We start from the raw sequence: 16,611 nt of genomic DNA on the forward strand, positions 1-16,611 counted from the left end.
AGGAGCAAGCATGAGCAAGATCAATCGACGCACGGTCCTTCGGGGCATTCTGCAAGGCTCCGCCGTGGGCGTGGCGTTGCCGCTGTTGAACTGCTTTCTCACCGATAGCGGGCGTGCGCTCGCCGCGACGGGCCGGCGCATTCCGGTTCGCTTCGGCACGTGGATCTGGGGCTGCGGTTTCATTCCGGAGAAGTGGGTGCCCACTGCGACGGGAGCGAGCTTCGCCATGCCCGAAGATCTGCAACCGCTCGAGCCGTATCGAAACAAGCTCGCGATCCTGAGCGGGTTCGATGTGAAGCTCGATGGCGTACCGAACAAACCTCACATCACCGGCTGCCTCGGCTTGCGCACCGGCGTGCCCGTTCCGAACGAGAGCGTCAAGGCGCCCACGCTCGACGTCATCATCGGCGATGAGATCGGTAAGAACACGCGGTTTCGTTCGCTCGAGATCAGTACATCGGGCACCGAGCGCTCGTATTCCTACCGCGCGGCAGGATCGCCCAATCCCAGCGAAGTCTCGCCGATGGCGCTGTATCAACGCATCTTCGGCCCGGGCTTCCAGGATCCAAACTCGGTGGATTTCAAACCCGATCCGAGCACGATGGTGCGACAGAGCGTGCTCTCCGCGGTCCAGGAGGATCGCCAGCGATTGATGCGTGAGGTCGGTGTGGATGACCGACGCCGCCTGGATGAGTACTTCACGTCGATTCGACAGCTCGAAGAGCAGCTGGCGCTACAGCTGCAGCCGCCGGCGCCCGTGCAGAACTTCACGATGCCGAAGGCGCCGCCCAACGTGCCGTTCGACTCGGAGATGGACAATGTGCTCATCACTCACAAGCTGATGGCGGGCCTGCTGGCCAAGGCGCTGCAATGTAATCAAACGCGTGTCTTCAACCTCCTGCTCTCGGATACGGCGTCGAACCTGCGTCGCAAAGGATCGACCACGACGCATCACACGCTCACCCACGAAGAGCCGACCGATCCGCAGCTGGGCTATCAGAAGGAACACGCGTGGTTCGCTACCCGAAGCATGGTGGCCTGGCGCGATTTCCTGGATGAAGTTGCCGCGATTCCGGAAGGCGACGGCACCTTGCTCGATAACTGCCTGATCCTCGCGCATTCCGATTGCTCGATCGCCAAGGCGCACGCGGTGGAGGGTATTCCGATGATGATCGCGGGCAATGCCGGCGGGAAGATCCGGACGGGCTTTCACCTCGCCGGCAACGCGGATCCAGTCACGCGAGTCGGACTGACGTTGCAGCAGGCGATGGGATTGCAGGTCGAGCGCTGGGGCGTCATGTCGATGGAGACGAACCGCACGGTGCCCGAGTTGCTGGCTTGAGAGTTGAACGGACGCCGGCGAGAACCGCCGGCGTCCGAAGTCACAACGATTAGAAGCTCACACGCGCGCCGAGGAAGAACTCCCGGCCCGTCTTGTTGTACTCACGGACCAGATCGAGGTCGCCGTCGCCGGTGGTGTACAGGCGTTCGGCCTCGTCCGTCAGGTTGATCACCTCGAGCGACAGCACGATGTTGTCGGTGAGATTGTAGAAGGACGAGAAGTCGTAGTGCGGCAGGCCCGACGTTGCTTCGGTCAGGTTGCCGTTGCCGCCCGGCACCGCGGTGGTGTAGTCGCTGCGGTCGTTGACCGAAAGGCGAGCGCCCCAACGGTCGGTCTCATAATAGAGCGTGGCGTTGAATGAGTCCTCCGACAGGCCGTTCAATGGCGCGGTGATGCTCTGGTCCTCGAACTCGAAGGTCGTTTCCGAGCTGACATAGGTGTAGTTGGCCAGGAAGCCCATGTTGCTCAGGAAGCTGGGCAGGAACGTGAACGGCTGCTGATAGGCGATTTCGAAGCCCTCCACATCCGTTCCGTCCAGGTTGAGCGGTTGGTTGAAGGTCCAGATGACGCCCGGGGCGAGCAGCGCCGGCTGAGTTGGATAGACTCGCGCGACCGCTTCTCTGTCCGCGGCCGACAAGACCCCTTCTTCCTGCGACGTTTCGATCAGCGAATCGATGTCCTTGCGGAAGAACGCCAGCGACACGGCCGATTCCTCGGCGAAATACCACTCGAAGCCGATGTCGATATTGTTCGACAGTTGCGGCATGAGCAGCGGGTTGCCGCCGCTCACCGAGAGGTTCACGTCCGAATAGCCGCGTGACGGGGCGAGGGCGGACTGGCTGGGGCGGGTGAGGGTGCGGCTGGCGCCGAAACGGACGACGAAATCGTTCGTCAGGTCCCAGGCGACGTTCGCGGACGGCAGATAGTTCGTGTACGAGTTGTCGACACTGATCGGGATTTCTCCGGTACCGAAGCCGTTCGACTCCGTTTCAGTGCGCACGACCCGCACGCCGGCATTCAAGTGCAGCGGACGTCCGAGCAGCTCGGCTTCGGCATTGGCCTCCACATAGCCGCCCAATGTCTCTTCCGTCACCGTCCATGTGGCGATACCCGGCCCCCTGCGCAAGGTGCCGCCGGTCGGGTTGTAGATACCGAGAGCGGCATCGAAATCGATCGCCACGAAATTCAGATCCGTGTTGCCGCCATGGTTGCCGAGATCGATGTAATTGAAGACCGTGGAGATGCCGTCGAAGGTCGCCGGCTCCGTGTAGTCGAGCTGGTAGTTCGCGGTATCCAGCTCGCGCTCGTTGGTCACGACGCCGAATTTCAAGCTGGTGCTGTCATCGTGCCATTCCAGATCGATGCGCGCGGTGGTGTTTTCGCGGTTGACGACGTTTCTTTGGATGAGCTCGTTGTTGGTCTGCAGGGCGAAGTTCGCCGGATCCGACACGTCGAAGCCGTAGCGGATCGAGGCGACGTCAGGGTCGTTGCGGAAGTCGTAAGTGAATGTCGAACCCGCTCTCGCCTCGACGTTCACGCGGAAGAACTGATTCGTCAGCTCGTTCTCCGCCACGCCGACCATGCCGCTCAATCGCAGCGAATCGCTCAGGTCCCAGCGGAAGTCGCCCACGTATTGGTTGAACTCGCTCACGTCCTCCGTCAGGCGGCTTTCGGTGCGCAGGCGCACGTTGTTGAATGTGCCGGCGACCGCGTAGCGGCCCGATTCATCCAGCCAGACTTCGACCGGCGTGATCGCGGGGTAGCCATGGCCGGCATTCGTGCGGAACTGGGCGAACGAGTTCTGCGCGGCCACATCCTGATCGAGCTCCGAGCGCAGCCAGGTGAGCCCGGCATTGAATGTTTCGGTCGGCTGGAACTCGAGGCTGACTGCGGTGCCCAGCCGCTCCCACGCGTGCCGGAACGAATCCTGCCGCGGCAAGCGAGGGAACCATACGTCATTCAGGTTGATGCCGGGCGCTCCGACATCGACGACATTGCCGTCGCGGTCGACGGAGGTCGGCGTGCCATGGACGATCGCTCCGCCGACATTGGCGAAGCCGCTGCCGGTGGGGCGCTCCCAACGCACCGTGCCGAAGCCGTCCTGGAACGGATTGCGCTCGGTGTAAGTTGCATTGACCAGCACGCCGAATTTGTTATCCGCGAACGTGTTGGAGATGGTCACGCCGGCGCGCGGATTGATGTCCTCGTTGACGTCATTGTAGTAAGCCTGCCCACTCAGCGTTGCGTTGAAGCCAGGCTGATCGAGCGGGCGCGCGGTATAGAGTTGGACCGTGCCGGCCAGGCCGCCTTCCTCGATCGACGCGGTCGAGGACTTGTTGACGTCGATGCGGTTGAACAGCTCCGAAGAAAACACGTTGAAGTCGAAGCTGCGGCCGCGGTTCACGCCGCCGGAAGAGTCGAGACCGGCCGTGGCCGACGGAACTTCCATGCCGTTGAGGGTCACGAGCGTGAACTGCGGGCCCAGGCCGCGCAGCGTGATATTTCGGCCTTCGCCACCGTCACGTGAGATGGCAACGCCCGGGATGCGCTGGATGGATTCGGCGAGATTCAGATCGGGCATCTTGCCGATATCTTCGGCGACGATGCTGTCGCGAACGTTGGGAGCGTCGCGCTTCAAGCTCAGCGCCTGCTCCAGACTTTGACGGAAGCCGGTCACGACGACTTCCTCGAGCTCGCTCTGCGAAACGTTGCCGCTCTCCTGTGCGTTCGCTGCGCCGGACTGCAACGCCGAAGCGCACAGGCCCGTCATCAGAATGCGCGAAAACGTACGGCGAGGCCCTTTGTTACCTGGTGCCATCTTGCTTCCCCCTGTCGAGCAGAATCGTTGTCAAGGCGCGATATGTTTCGCGCGCGATCGAAGCCTGAATCTTAGAAGCTCACGCATTGTGCGCGAGTTTGACACCGGTGTCACCTATCGAGATCGAGCCTCCTGATCGACCGAGCCGGTGTCGATGCCAGGATGTTGTGGATGGTCTGGAGTTTAGAGAGACCGTTTTCCGCCAGGCCAATTCCAAATGTGGATCAATCGATTCAGGTCTTGAACCGATGATCCGCTCGTGGACGATCACTCTTATTCGCGCAATGTTTTCTATACGGGCGTAAGGACCGTCGCCGAGACTTTCTCGTTGTGAGGCGACGCGAACGCCTGCGCAGCAGGTGATACTGAAGGCGCCGATGTTCCAGAAGCAGGGCTACACCAAAGGCCTCAATGACAAGCGGGATGTTTCCTATCAGCGGCCGTTGCGTCTCGATGTCACGCCAGAGCGCTGGTGATGTCGCTACCTTTTCGGCTCATACCGAAGCGCGACCGCTCCCGACTTGAACTCCCGTCGGCTCACGAGCTTCAGGTCGACAGGTTTCGATAGCCTCGCGAACAACGTCGGCCCGTGGCCCACCAGCCTGGGATGCACCACGAACTCGTACTCGTCGATCAATCCCATTTCCGCCAACGCCTGCGGTAGTGTCACGCCGCCCACGAACAGCCCTTTACCGGGCTGGCGCTTCAGTTGCTGGATGGTCTCCTGCAGTTGATCGCCGCGCACGAGTTGCGAGTTCCAATCGGCCCGCTCCAGGGTGCTCGAGACGACGTACTTCTTGGCCGCATCGATGGTGCGGGCGAACGGTTCCATCCAATCGGCCATCCACTCCGGTATCACTCCCGCCCGCAGTCGCCAGGCCGCCTCCATCATTCCGTAGGTGATGCGGCCAAAAATGAGAGCATCGGCCCGCGCGAGCTGCTCGGCCCAGTAACGATGCAATTCTTCGTCGGTGGATGCCGCCTCATGATGGCAACACCCGTCCAACGTGACATTGATGGCATAGCGAAGCGGTTGCATGGCGTGAGAGTACCTTCAATCGGTAGCCCAGCAAAGGTGGGCCATGTGCCGGATTCCTGTACAAAGGCGCCAATCAGCTACAATTCAGCAGTGTGAGCCAGAGCATCTCCTTGGTGGGGCTTGCCGCAATTCGAAGGTGCTTGGGAAATCGAGTAGAGGTTGTCATGCGAGTTGCATTGATCTCGGGCGCCGTGCTTGCGGCAGTGGGAGCGTTTCTGCTCCTCGTGGGCGTGAGCTACACGCGCGAGGAGAGCTTTTTCAAGCTGGGTGGCTTCGAGGCGAAGATGCAACAGGAGCATCGAGTCCCGGATTGGATCGGCGGCGTCGCCTTGGGCGCCGGCCTCGTGCTTTTCGTGGTGGGTCTGAAGAAGCGCTGAGCGGGACGGGGTCGAACGGAGTGACCTGTGAGTGAGAAGGATCCAGAAATCGTACAGGCGGCGGGCCTGATGTTCTTCCTATTCGTGGCCGCAAGCACTGTATTGAGCTTGCTACTGCCCAATAGCGCCGAGAGCTATCCGCCTGCAATGACGATGCTTGCCGATCTGGTCGCGGCTGCGGTGCCTTCCATAGACGGCTTTGTCTCGGTTTCTGAATTCCCCGTCGCAACCAAGATGTTCCTGGCCGTGCAGTGGCTGTTGGTGCCCGGGATTGCGGCGCTGATCAGCAGATACCCGGCTCTGATCAAGCCGAATCAGAGGACGCTTCAGCGCTTTTCCCGCTTCAAAGTCTGCTTGCTGCTCATCGCTGTAGCAGTGTTTTTTGTCATCTTTCCCGCGACCATGAGCGTGCAACCGGAGGACCTGGTGAACAGTGCGGGGCGGAGCGCACGAACGATCGCTCATGTGAGCGAGTCCAGACTGTGGATGGGCTCGATCGGCTCCATGGTCATCTTTCTAGCGGGCCTCTGCATCGCACTTGTCATCGGCTATGTGCGAGTACTGTTTTTCGGTCCGCCATTGCAACGAGAATAGGCGCGTCTGACCGTTGAAGATCGGCTGCCCACGGAGTTAGGATGGCCACAGTGCGCTTGGGGCGCCACCGGTCCGCGGCAAGGGAGCCTGCTCCCACCCATTCGATGCAATCGCAATCGGTATCAACCTTCTTCCGGCCTGGGAAGCGGACATCAGGCGCATTTTCGGAAGGAAGGTGTCATGACCCGTTCGCTTTCGTCCTTTTCCAATCTGGACGCCCTGCGTGGCGAGGCCAAGCGCTGGCTCAAGGCCATCGCGGCTGGCGATATCGAGGCCGTCAGTCGATTCCGCCAGGTCTTTCCCGCTCATAGCGGCGTTCCAAAACTTCGACAGGTACAGCACGCGCTGGCTCGGGAATACGGCGCTTCGTCCTGGGCGGCGCTGAAGCAGGAGATCGAGGATCGGGCGCGCAGCTTCGGCGACCGCGTCCGGCTTTTTCTCGAGAAGTCCGTCAACCGGTACAGCACCGATCCCACGACCCAGAAGTGGGGCACCTACGAGCCCGATGGGCCTCAGCGCGGCGTTGTTGCCGCTCGTGTCCTCGAGCGTCATCCCGAGATTGTCCGCGACAGTATCCACACTGCTGTGGCCGCCCACGACGTCGACGCTGTGCGCACTTTTCTGCGCAAGAATCCGCGCACGGCTAATGATCGCAGTGGCTTCGATGGATGGACTCCTCTAGTGCGACTGGCCTACGCGCGCCTGCCGATTGAAGCGGTGGCGAACAATGCACTCGAGATTGCGAATGTTCTGTTGGATGCTGGCGCCGATCCCAACGCGGGCTGGTCCGATGGCGCCAATGATTTCAACGTGCTGGTCGGGGTCATCGGCGGGGGCGAGGGCGGCCAGGTCGCACATCCACTGGCGGAGGCGTTCGTGCGCCTGCTGATCGCCCGTGGCGCCGATCCGTTTGCTCCACAGGCTCTCTACAACACCTCGCTCGGGCCGGACTCCACGTTCTGGCTCGATCTGCTCTGGTCAGAGTCCGCAAGACGCGGTGAAACTCACAAATGGACGGGTCCGGCCCCGAAGGAGCTGGGTGGCGAGCGATGTTCCAGTGCGCTCGCATATCTGCTTGGAAACGCCGTGCCTCATCACATTCAACGAACGCGCTGGCTGCTGGAGCACGGCGCGGATGCGCACGGCATAAATTTCTATTCGCGCAAACCTGTGATCAAGCATGCCGTGCAGGCTGGCCGCGAAGACATGGTCGAGCTCCTCGTTCGTCAGGGTGCGACCCGGCCTGAGCTCACCGAACTGGAGCGCTTCTTCGCCGCGACCGTCGCGGGCGACTTCGCAAGGATGCGCGAGCTCGCTCTGAAGCATCCGGAGTTCCTCCAGAATCACGAACCCATGTTCGCAGTCATCCGCCTCCGGCGCGCCGACATCGCGGAGGCTCTGCTCGAGCTCGGCATGTCGGTCGACATCGGCGACGAGAAGAATCTTCGTGCCTTGCATTACACGACCCATTGCGGAGCGGAGGAGATCGCACGATTGCTCATCGCTCGCGGCGCGCAGATCGATCCGTTCGAGCTGCGCTATGGCGGAACGCCTCTCACCCATGCTGTTTATAACAGGCAAACGGAGATGGTGAATCTGCTGGCCGCCGTCAGCCGCAACTTTCGCGGCCTCTGCTATGCGGGGGCGGTCGACAGGGTGAGGGAGCTCCTCACCGATGCGCCTGACCGTGCGAATCGCCACGATCGCGACGGCGAACCGGCGCTTTTCTGCTTGCCCGACGATGAGGAAAAGGCGGTTGAGATTGCTGAGTTGCTAGTATCGTTTGGCGCCGATCCGACCTTTCGCAATCCACAGGGACATACACCCGGGGAAGTCGCGCGCCGTCGAGGGCTGGACGACGCTGCGGCGCTTTTGGAAGATGCGGCGATGGCAGCGACGAAGGTATGAGCCATGCTACTCAATGCTGATCTTTCGATGCGCGCTCTGGTCCATGCGGCCAATCTCGATTGGGTGTCGAGTCCCGCTAAAGGCGTGGAGCGCCGCATGTTGTTTCGAATTGGCGAAGAGAAGGCGCGCGCCACGTCGATCGTGCGCTACGCACCTGGCAGCCACTTTGCTCGACACAGCCATGCCGGCGGCGAAGAGTTTCTCGTGCTGGAAGGCACTTTCCAGGATGAGACAGGTGACTTCCCCGCCGGGACCTATGTCCGCAATCCCCCGGGGACCGGGCATGCGCCGGGCGCCGAAGCGGGATGCACGATTTTCGTCAAGCTCTGGCAGTTCAGAAGGGACGATCGCGAGCGTATCGTTCGCCGTCCCGGTGAAGGCGTCTCGGGCGACTTGCGACCGGGCGTAGTTACTTCCCTGGAGCTGTTCTCGGGTGCGGATGAGCGCGTCGTGTTTGAAGAGTGGGGCGCTGGCGCGACAATCGAGTTGCCGAATCCCAAAGGGCTCGAATTGCTAGTGCTCGCTGGGGACTGCTCCGATGGTTCAGAGGCATTGGACGGATGGACCTGGCTGCGACTTCCCGCCGGTCAGGGACTACACGTGCGAGCGGGGCCGCAAGGCACTCGCGTTTGGTACAAACTGGCGCCGCTGCTGCATGCGGATGTATGCGACTTTACTTGATCGTTCTCCGCGCAGTCCGCGCTCAGAAACCGCCAAAGCTCGATGTCACGAGCGGGTCGCGAGGATCTTCGACAATCTTGATCGCGCGGCCGCTCGCCCCACCATGCTTCGTTAGCCCTGCCGTCCCCTTGTCGTGGACGACGACCTGAATATTGCCATCGGGCTCCGCCACCACAAACATCGCCGTGATGGCGACGGCATTCAGTTCCTTTCTGAACGGCGTACTCACTTCAATCAGTTCCAACTGACTGTCATACCCTATGGCGCCGCGCACCGTTCGCTCGGCATCGGGCACGAGGCTGGTCACTTCGATGATGTAGCGCTGCGGCGAGTGCTCTGGCTGCGCCAAGAGCAACGGAGTGAATGCAGCGAGGGCCAGAACGGAGATTGCAATTGAATATCGCATCGAAATTCTCCTGCTGCTGGGTGCGCGTATGGGTGGCGACTTCCAGATTCTGCGCTTGGCTCCTGCGGGCATCAACGCCTCGATGTCAGATCGCCGCAATACATATATTTCGTACACGCACCCCCGTTGGTGAAAAACGGCAGCGGCTGCCCGAGCGGCCCGGACGGGGACTGTTGGTTGACAATCAGATGTGGTAGTACGACGCCCATGCCAAAACAATGGAAAGTTGTTTCCGGTCTTGCGGCGGCCGCCGTGATCGGTGGATTGGCTTATTGGGTGTTGCCCCGGGACGAAGCTGAGTCGGCGCCTCCTGCGGAAATTCAAGAAACAAACACCAACACCATTGCATCTCGCTGGCAATGGCGGAATTTCACCAAGCCGGAAGCGGAACAGCCGGGGACGACAGGTAGCGAGGTGCCTGCCAACGTCGTGACGGTCTACAGAATTCTGCAGAGCATGAAGCTCGATGAGAGTGGCCGCGTGGTGCCGGATCAAACCATGAAGGAAGCGCTCGAGGAGGGATTCGAAGACTTGGGGCCCCATCTGAGCACGGAGGCCATGTCAGAGCTGCAGAAGTCGATTCGCACCGGGTTGCCCGGTCAGGCGGGCGAAGCAGCGGCGCAAATTCTGGAGAACTATTATCGATTCCGTCTGGCAGAGATGGAGTTCGAAGGACAACCGATCGACCAGTCGCCTGCCGAGCATTACGAAAAACTGGTGGAGCTGAGACGCAGCTACCTCGGCGCGGAAACGGCCGACAAATTGTTTGAGGTAGAAGATACCAACGGGCGGCACATGTTCGCTGCCATCGCCATTCAGACGAACTCGAACTTGACGGATGAACAGAAGCTGGCTCAGCAGGAAGCCTTGCAGGAGAACTTGAATGATCGCCTGCTAGCCCTGGGGCTGTTGGAGCCGGAAGAGGCTGCAGCGGAAAAGGTGCAACGCCTGCGTGAGCAAGGCGCCTCGAACGCCGACATTTACGCCACCCGTAAGGCGCTTCTGAGCGCGGAAAGCGCGCGTGATCTGGCCGCGGCGGACCGTGAAGAGGCGGCGTGGCAAAGCCGCTTCAACGGATTCTGGCAGGCGCGCCGTTACGTCATGCAGGCAGGCTTGGACGAGGTCGAACGCGAGCGTCAGATCGAACAATTGCTCGAACAGTACTTCAGTCCCGAAGAGCGAGAGCGGGCTCGCCTGACCAGTTCCGATTGGCAGGCGCGAGATGCGAAATAGATGGCCGCCAGTCGACGCGGTGACCTCAGCTGCCATTTCTGTCGAGATCAGGAAGGTGAGGTCATATTGTTCCTGAATACGGTTCCCTAAGATTCCCCACGGTGAGTTGGTCGACGCCAATTCATGCAGGCTGACCGTGCCGATATTGGAAGCTCAATCTTGGGGGTAAATCGTGAACATCAAAGTACTCTTTGGGGCCGCACTCTTGCTCGGCTGCTTGCTGTCGCAAGGCGCATTCGCGCAGAGTTGCAGCGTCAGCATTCAAAGCGGAATCGGCGCCCGATTCTATGTGCCCAGCGGTGGCGACGGGCGTTACAACATCTTGGCATGGGGTAACGGCACCGGAGGCGGCGCAACCACGTACTCGGGTCTGCTGACTGCCGCTGCTCAACGTTGCGTTTTGGTGGCGGCTGCTACAACCGCTAATTCTGGCAGCGGGACTGACGTTCGAGACGCTCTGAGTCAAGCGAGGAGCCGTTACGCCGGTATCCTCAATGCAAGTCCAAAAATCTGCACGTCCGGTCACTCGCAAGGCGGGGGTGGCTCCTTCAATGCCGCGAATGTGATTGGCTCGGATGTGTCATGTGTCATTGCCGTTCAGCCTGACACTGTTTTCACGGTCAGGATTCTGCGTCCAGTCGCGGCCAACGTGGACGTTACTTGCATCTTCAGTACTGGCGACACGCTGGCCCCGGCATTGCCCAGCAACGCGGCCAACTGCAGGCGCAACTCGACCATCTACAGGCAGGTCACGACCACGGGCACTCACTTCGCACCGATTTCCGGCACCGGTGGCGCGGTCGGCGCAGCCATGCGCACCCAGATTGACCGTTTGCTGCTGTAGCCGCTCTCAGCCTGGCTTCTCAGGAAGGACCCCAGCCGTTCGCGGTTGGGGTTTTTGTGTGTCGGCAATCGAGTAGACGTTGTTCAGCGGGCAAACTCCATGAAACAGAACAAAGGCGCTGCCGTGTTGGTGTCGATTGCGGTTTGCATGGCGGCCTGCAACCCACAGTCTCCCTCCGAAGAAAAAGCAGCCGCGGCTCAGGAGAGCCAACAAGACTTCAAAACGCTGGAAGATCGTTACAGTTATGCCTATGGCGCGAATCTGGCGGAGCAGTTCAGAGCAGAAGGCATTGCGATGAACGTCGATCTCATGGCGGCTGCGATGCAGGCTGTGTTCGCTGGCAGCGAGAAGAGAATGTCTGCTGGAGAAATTGCCGCCACGATTCAACTCTATCAAGAAGCTCATGCAAAGCAGAAGGAAGCAGAATGGGCGGTGGCAACCGAAGAAAATAAAAGAGCAGGCGAGATTTTCCTGAGGGAGAACGCCGGGAAAGAAGGTGTGATAGTCACCAAGAGCGGCTTGCAGTACAAGGTGATCGCCAAGGGTAGTGGCGGGTATACACCGACCGTGGAAGATGACGTGAAAGTGCACTATCGAGGAAGGCTGATCGACGGGGCCGAGTTCGACAGCACGTACTCACGGGGCGAGCCTTACAGCACCAATGCCAAAGCGCTCATCGAAGGTTGGGCCGAAGCACTCCAGTTGATGTCGGAAGGCGCCAAGTGGGAATTGTATGTTCCTGCCAACCTTGCCTATGGAGAAGCAGGATCGCCACCCTATGTCGGGCCCAATGCTGTATTGATTTTCGAGGTGGAGCTGCTCGAAGTCGACAAGAGACAGTGAGTCTCAGCAGTGGAGCTCAAGGCATTCGCGGTGAACGACCCAGATCTATGCGCTTGCGCCCATAGAGGCGAGCATCCATGGACAACGATCCCGGGCCAAGCATCACCAAGCTGACATCGGTGATGGCGAGCGCCAGCGGCGCCCATTCGAACGTTGCGCCGGAGAATGCGAGTAAGCCTTGCAGAACTGCCTGGCTCGAGGCGGCGAGAGGCGTCCAGAATCCGACGAGTATCGACAGCGCAGCCGCGCAGCTGAGCAGATCGAGCCCGAAAGCTGCATCGAGTTGCGCTCCCCATAACCTTGCGCTGCCGATGAGCAACGGTGGGGCGCCGCAGCTCAATCGCAGCAGCAACAGTCCGCAACCTGGCCAGCCGTTGGGAAAAGTAGAAAATAAGCGTTGCATCGGTTTCTCATGGCCGACATTACTCGTCTTCGCTGTCGCGCCAGATCCCCGAACTGGGAGTCGCCCGATTATCCCTTCGAGGGAAGGGGGCTGGCGAGCATGCCTCGGCTCATCGCCAGGGTCACGGCATGAGTGCGATCGTTGGCGCCGAGTTTCGCAATGATGCGCTTGACGTGCGCCTTGGCGGTTTCTTCGGTGATCGAGAGGAGGGCGCCGATTTCCTTGTTGGAGTTGCCGACCGCGACTAAAGCCAGCACTTCGATCTCGCGATCCGACAGCGTGTCCTCGCCAAGATGCGCGGCGAGCTCGGATGCCACCTGCGGATGAATCCGCTTTTGGCCCGCATGGGCCGCGCGAATGGTTTCGATCAGCTCCTTGCGGACCAGTCCCTTGAGAACGTATGAGTACGCACCGGCTTTGAGGGCGCGCTGAGCAAGCGCATCTCCGCCATAGGTCGTCAGCATGATGATCTTCGCTGTGGGAAACTCGCTGCGGATGGCGATCAGCGCGTCGATGCCGCTGGTCTCCGGCATCTGGATATCGAGTAGCGTCACGTCAGGCCGGAAGGCGCGAAACTGCTCGATGGTTTCGCGTCCCGTCGCGGCCTCCGCCACCAGTCGCATGTCGCGTTGAGCACCGATCAGCGAGGCGATTCCCTCGCGCAACAAAGGGTGATCGTCGGCAGCCAGGATCCGGATCGGCGCTTCGGAGCTCATGAACGTTTCCAGAGAGCGTTGATTCTGAATGGCGATCGATGCCTGCCGGCGCCTTGGTAAGCGATCTGCGCAGGAATCGACATCTCGATTTCGGTGCCGGCGTTGAGCTCACTCCACACGTCGAGCCGGGCACCGAAAGTCTCGGCTCGTTCGCGCATCCCCTGCAGCCCCCAGTGGCCCGCGCGTTGTGCTTCACCCACGACGGTCGCATCGATGCCGACACCGTCGTCGCGGATCCGCAGTACGAATTCCTTCTCGCCGTAGTGTAGTTCGGCCTCGATGTGACGCGCATGAGAGTGCTGAGCTGCATTACGCAGGGCTTCGCGAGCGATGCGGTACACGTCGTCTCGAACCAGCGGTGCGATTGGCCGCGCCTCGCCCTCCTGCATGACGCGAAATGAGCGGGCTCCTGGCTCGTCAGCTGCGAGTTCCGGTCCCAGCGCCGCGAGGGCATCGGAAAGATCGCTCGCGACCGGGACGTTCGAGCGCAGATCGTGCACGGCTGAACGAGCCTCGGCGATGGCGCGATCGCCATGATCGAGTGATTTTTCAAGCAGCGCTGCCGCCTCGGGCGTGCGATCCGGCAACAATGCGTGCACGGCCTGCAAGCGGAAGATCAAGCCCTGGAAGCTTTGGAGCAACGAATCGTGCAGCTCGCGCGCGATGCGGGTTCGCTCGTTCACGCGCTCCTCCAGCCGAATATCGAAGCGATGCGCGATCTGTCGAATGCGCAACATATAGGTGCCACCGATGACGGCCAGGCCCAGCAGCAGCAGCAGGCCTTTGAACCACCAGGTTCCCCACCAGGGCGGTCGTATCTCGATCGCGACCTCGGCTCCCGGCTCGCCCCACGAGCCGCGGCTGGTTGCGGCTTGAACCTGAAACCGGTACTGACCGGCCGGCAACGTGGTGTAACTGGCGAAGCGTCGATCGCTGCCGACTTCGTGCCAGGTGTCTTCCAATCCGGCGAGCCGATGACGATAGCGGTTCGTCGTCGGACTGCGGAAGCCGAGCGCGGCGAACTCGATCGAGAAGCTGGATTGCGAGTGCGCCAATGTTATCGCGCTCGTATAGTCGATCGCGCGGGATAGCGGCGGGCGGGTGCCAGGCGTCGGAGCAACACCGGAAAGCTGGAAAGCGGTGAGCGCCACCGGAAGCGAGTAGTCGACTTCCCGCAGGGTTTCCGGGCGGAATGCGACTGCGCCGGCGAAGCCCCCGAAAAACATTTCTCCCGATGCCCCGCGGTAACACGCGCTAAAGCCCGTGAAATCCAGCCCCGGCAGTCCGTCCGCGGGCGAGTAATTCTTGAATACCCGGCGCTCGCGGTCGAGACGCGACAGGCCCGCGCTCGTCCCCAGCCACAGCTGTCCCAAGGCATCCTCGAACGTGCAGCTGACGGCATTGCTCGGCAGCCCGTCGCGTTCGCTGTAATACGTGCTCGCACCCGTTTCGACGTCATAGCGAAACAGCCCGTTCCCTGTTCCAGCCCATAACGCTCCAACGCGATCGATGTACAGAGACAGCACACGTTTGTATAGCAGTGGGCTTTCGTTCGCGGGCTGCAGGCGGACCTGGGTGAAGTGCCCGGTGTGGGGATCGAAACGCTGTACGCCATCGCCGTCGGCATCCATCCAAAGGGTTCCGCGCGCGTCCTCCACGATCGACCGATATACGTGTTGTGTATCCGGTTTGCCGTGCCGATACGCGACGAATGTCTGCGTGGCGGGATCGAACCGGTTCAAGCCATCGTAGGTGCCGATCCAGAGTTGCTTGCGGGAATCGGCGAACAGACGAATGACCCGGTTGTCGCTCAGGCTGGTCGGATCTTTGTCGTCATGACGAAATGCTTGCAGACGATTGTTGGCCGTATCGAGTCGATACAATCCCTGGCCGCCGGTCCCGACCCACAGAGCGTCGGACCAGGGATCGTCGACGATCGCCAGCACGTCGGCCGCAATGCCATCGCCCGGGATGTCGAGGTGAGTGAGTCTGCCGGTGCTGCGGTCCAGTCGGTTGAGAGCGCCGGTCGTGCCCATCCACAGGATGCCGTGACGATCCTCGTAGATGACATTGACCAGCGTCTCGCCAAGATTGTTCGGATTGTGAAGATCGACCGGCAGCTTGGTGAACGGCGGCGGGCTGCGGGTGAAGAAGCCGGGTTCTGTCGCACCGAATCCAGTCCAGATGTGACCTTCGCGATCTTCGAAGAGCGTCGTGATGCGGTTCTCGGAGAGACTCTCGAGGTTCGCCGGATCGTTGCGATAGCGCGTGAATCGTTGCCGGGAACGATCGAACTTGAGCAGGCCATCGGCCACCGTTCCCACCCAAAGCGTTCCATCCTGGTCTTCGAGCATCGAAGTCACCCCGGTCAATGGGAGGCCGGGGACTTCCTTGTCGGCGAACGAGTAGCGCACGAGGCGCTGTGCGCGGCGATCCAGAATCGCCAGGCCGGGGCCCGATTCGCCAAAGATCCAAAACGTTCCTGCGCGATCTTCATAAAACTTGAGGGGTCTGCTTTCGGGCAGTGGTACGTGCAGCGTGACGCGCTCGCTGCGGCGATCGAACCGATCGAGTCCCGCGCCATTTGCAACCCAGAAGTCGCCGGCGCGATCCTCGCCGCTGAACTTGATCACGCTACTGCTCAGGCTGTGGGCGTTTGCGGTCTCGTGCACGAAGCGCCGCACGAGACCGCTCTGTGGGTCGAGACGGTACAGTCCGTATCCCGTGGACAACCACAGATGGCCTTCCCGGTCCTCGCTGATGTGTCGTACATCGCCGCTCGTGCGTGCGGCTGCCGAGCGCTCGAGGGGATAGTGCACGAACGTTTCAGTGACCGGATCGTAGCGGTCGACCGAGTAGGCGCATCCGACCCACAGGTGTCCCGCGCGGTCTTTGAACAATGCCGTGATGTGGACATCGCAGAGACTGTCCGGATCGGCGGGATCGTTCTTGAAAACGCGAAACTGGTAGCCGTCGTAGCGATTGAGGCCGTACTGGGTACCGAACCAGAGAAAGCCACGATCGTCCTGAACGATATGCGTGACGCGCTGTTGAGAGAGCCCCTGCGAACGTGACAATCGCACGAACCGCAGATCATGTCCCTCGGTCACACCGAGATGGACGATGTCGGGGGCGATCTGCGCAATGGCGGGATCTGGGGAGAGCTCGGCGTAGCACGTCGTACACACGATCGCGCACGTCGCCATGACCGCGAGAGCAACCCGTCGAAGGTGACGGGGGAGCCGCTGATAGATGTTGGTGCTCATGCGCGCTGATGCGGTGCTGCTGCTGTCAAATCGTACGTGTGCGGCTCGCATATAACAATGTACTCGAAAGAGGACAAGGCGATAGCTCCTTCGTGGTGATGCGCATCCGGTGCAGCGGATCGATCATGGCGCTCTGATGTC

At 61.0% G+C, this 16,611-nt stretch carries 14 protein-coding genes; 8 read left to right on the forward strand and 6 right to left on the reverse strand.

Annotated elements, in window-relative coordinates:
* Positions 1–10 precede the first annotated feature (10 nt).
* Positions 11–1,342: a DUF1552 domain-containing protein gene (locus GYH35_RS13150; RefSeq protein WP_161828641.1), complete on the forward strand. Its 1,332-nt coding sequence runs from the start codon at positions 11–13 to the stop codon at positions 1,340–1,342.
* A gap of 49 nt (positions 1,343–1,391) precedes the next feature.
* On the opposite strand, the gene GYH35_RS13155 is transcribed toward GYH35_RS13150, so the two are convergent.
* Together GYH35_RS13155 and GYH35_RS13160 are read right to left on the reverse strand one after the other, a co-directional pair.
* Positions 1,392–4,160 carry a TonB-dependent receptor gene (locus GYH35_RS13155; protein WP_161828642.1) on the reverse strand — a complete coding sequence of 923 codons (2,769 nt, stop codon included), beginning with the start codon at positions 4,158–4,160 and terminating at the stop codon, positions 1,392–1,394.
* Between the two features lie 481 nt (positions 4,161–4,641).
* A complete protein-coding gene (locus tag GYH35_RS13160) occupies positions 4,642–5,199 on the reverse strand; it encodes a dihydrofolate reductase family protein (RefSeq protein WP_161812280.1) in 558 nt (185 codons plus the stop codon).
* Positions 5,200–5,363: 164 nt separating this feature from the next.
* Here GYH35_RS13160 and GYH35_RS13165 point away from each other — a divergent pair, with 164 nt between their 5' ends.
* The 4 genes from GYH35_RS13165 (at position 5,364) to GYH35_RS13180 (ending at position 8,759) form a co-directional block, all read left to right on the forward strand.
* A complete protein-coding gene (locus tag GYH35_RS13165) occupies positions 5,364–5,576 on the forward strand; it encodes a hypothetical protein (protein ID WP_161812281.1) in 213 nt (70 codons plus the stop codon).
* Positions 5,577–5,603: 27 nt separating this feature from the next.
* Entirely contained in the window at positions 5,604–6,170 is a 567-nt protein-coding gene (locus GYH35_RS13170) for a hypothetical protein (protein ID WP_161812282.1), read from the forward strand.
* 180 nt (positions 6,171–6,350) lie between these two features.
* Positions 6,351–8,078 carry an ankyrin repeat domain-containing protein gene (locus GYH35_RS13175; RefSeq protein ID WP_161828643.1) on the forward strand — a complete coding sequence of 576 codons (1,728 nt, stop codon included), beginning with the start codon at positions 6,351–6,353 and terminating at the stop codon, positions 8,076–8,078.
* 3 nt (positions 8,079–8,081) lie between these two features.
* Positions 8,082–8,759, forward strand: a complete 678-nt coding sequence (locus GYH35_RS13180) for a cupin domain-containing protein (protein ID WP_161828644.1) — start codon at positions 8,082–8,084, stop codon at positions 8,757–8,759.
* Between the two features lie 22 nt (positions 8,760–8,781).
* Here the strand turns inward: GYH35_RS13180 and GYH35_RS13185 are convergent, their stop codons facing one another.
* Positions 8,782–9,282 (reverse strand): hypothetical protein, encoded by a 501-nt coding sequence (locus GYH35_RS13185; RefSeq protein WP_161828645.1) that lies wholly within the window; start codon positions 9,280–9,282, stop codon positions 8,782–8,784.
* A 90-nt stretch (positions 9,283–9,372) separates the two neighbouring features.
* Between GYH35_RS13185 and GYH35_RS13190 the strand changes: the two genes are divergently transcribed.
* The 3 genes from GYH35_RS13190 to GYH35_RS13200 all read left to right on the forward strand — a co-directional run bounded on the left by GYH35_RS13190 (position 9,373) and on the right by GYH35_RS13200 (position 12,085).
* Positions 9,373–10,398 carry a lipase secretion chaperone gene (locus GYH35_RS13190; RefSeq protein WP_161828646.1) on the forward strand — a complete coding sequence of 342 codons (1,026 nt, stop codon included), beginning with the start codon at positions 9,373–9,375 and terminating at the stop codon, positions 10,396–10,398.
* A 649-nt stretch (positions 10,399–11,047) separates the two neighbouring features.
* The gene (locus GYH35_RS13195; RefSeq protein WP_161812287.1) at positions 11,048–11,242 is read left to right on the forward strand and encodes a hypothetical protein; all 195 of its coding nucleotides are present in this window, start codon (positions 11,048–11,050) and stop codon (positions 11,240–11,242) included.
* Between the two features lie 99 nt (positions 11,243–11,341).
* Positions 11,342–12,085, forward strand: coding sequence for an FKBP-type peptidyl-prolyl cis-trans isomerase (locus GYH35_RS13200; protein WP_161828647.1), 744 nt, complete (start codon positions 11,342–11,344; stop codon positions 12,083–12,085).
* 16 nt (positions 12,086–12,101) lie between these two features.
* On the opposite strand, the gene GYH35_RS13205 is transcribed toward GYH35_RS13200, so the two are convergent.
* From GYH35_RS13205 to GYH35_RS13215, 3 genes are all read right to left on the reverse strand, one after another.
* Positions 12,102–12,488 carry a hypothetical protein gene (locus GYH35_RS13205; RefSeq protein WP_161812289.1) on the reverse strand — a complete coding sequence of 129 codons (387 nt, stop codon included), beginning with the start codon at positions 12,486–12,488 and terminating at the stop codon, positions 12,102–12,104.
* Between the two features lie 68 nt (positions 12,489–12,556).
* A complete protein-coding gene (locus GYH35_RS13210) occupies positions 12,557–13,204 on the reverse strand; it encodes a response regulator (protein ID WP_161828648.1) in 648 nt (215 codons plus the stop codon).
* A complete protein-coding gene (locus GYH35_RS13215; protein ID WP_161828649.1) occupies positions 13,201–16,470 on the reverse strand; it encodes a sensor histidine kinase in 3,270 nt (1,089 codons plus the stop codon). The genes GYH35_RS13210 and GYH35_RS13215 overlap by 4 nt, the downstream gene beginning before the upstream one ends.
* Positions 16,471–16,611: the final 141 nt, after the last annotated feature.

Origin of the sequence: Steroidobacter agaridevorans (genome assembly GCF_009932555.1) — a bacterium.
Classification (GTDB): domain Bacteria; phylum Pseudomonadota; class Gammaproteobacteria; order Steroidobacterales; family Steroidobacteraceae; genus Steroidobacter; species Steroidobacter agaridevorans.

Coding starts and splice junctions, on each gene's coding strand:
- GYH35_RS13180 (WP_161828644.1), top strand. CDS start 8,082: ATGCTACTCAATGCTGATCTTTCGATGCGCGCTCTGGTCCATGCGGCC.
- GYH35_RS13160 (WP_161812280.1), bottom strand. CDS start 5,199: ATGCAACCGCTTCGCTATGCCATCAATGTCACGTTGGACGGGTGTTGC.
- GYH35_RS13205 (WP_161812289.1), bottom strand. CDS start 12,488: ATGCAACGCTTATTTTCTACTTTTCCCAACGGCTGGCCAGGTTGCGGA.
- GYH35_RS13155 (WP_161828642.1), bottom strand. CDS start 4,160: ATGGCACCAGGTAACAAAGGGCCTCGCCGTACGTTTTCGCGCATTCTG.
- GYH35_RS13165 (WP_161812281.1), top strand. CDS start 5,364: ATGCGAGTTGCATTGATCTCGGGCGCCGTGCTTGCGGCAGTGGGAGCG.
- GYH35_RS13150 (WP_161828641.1), top strand. CDS start 11: ATGAGCAAGATCAATCGACGCACGGTCCTTCGGGGCATTCTGCAAGGC.
- GYH35_RS13215 (WP_161828649.1), bottom strand. CDS start 16,470: ATGAGCACCAACATCTATCAGCGGCTCCCCCGTCACCTTCGACGGGTT.
- GYH35_RS13210 (WP_161828648.1), bottom strand. CDS start 13,204: ATGAGCTCCGAAGCGCCGATCCGGATCCTGGCTGCCGACGATCACCCT.
- GYH35_RS13200 (WP_161828647.1), top strand. CDS start 11,342: ATGAAACAGAACAAAGGCGCTGCCGTGTTGGTGTCGATTGCGGTTTGC.
- GYH35_RS13190 (WP_161828646.1), top strand. CDS start 9,373: ATGCCAAAACAATGGAAAGTTGTTTCCGGTCTTGCGGCGGCCGCCGTG.
- GYH35_RS13175 (WP_161828643.1), top strand. CDS start 6,351: ATGACCCGTTCGCTTTCGTCCTTTTCCAATCTGGACGCCCTGCGTGGC.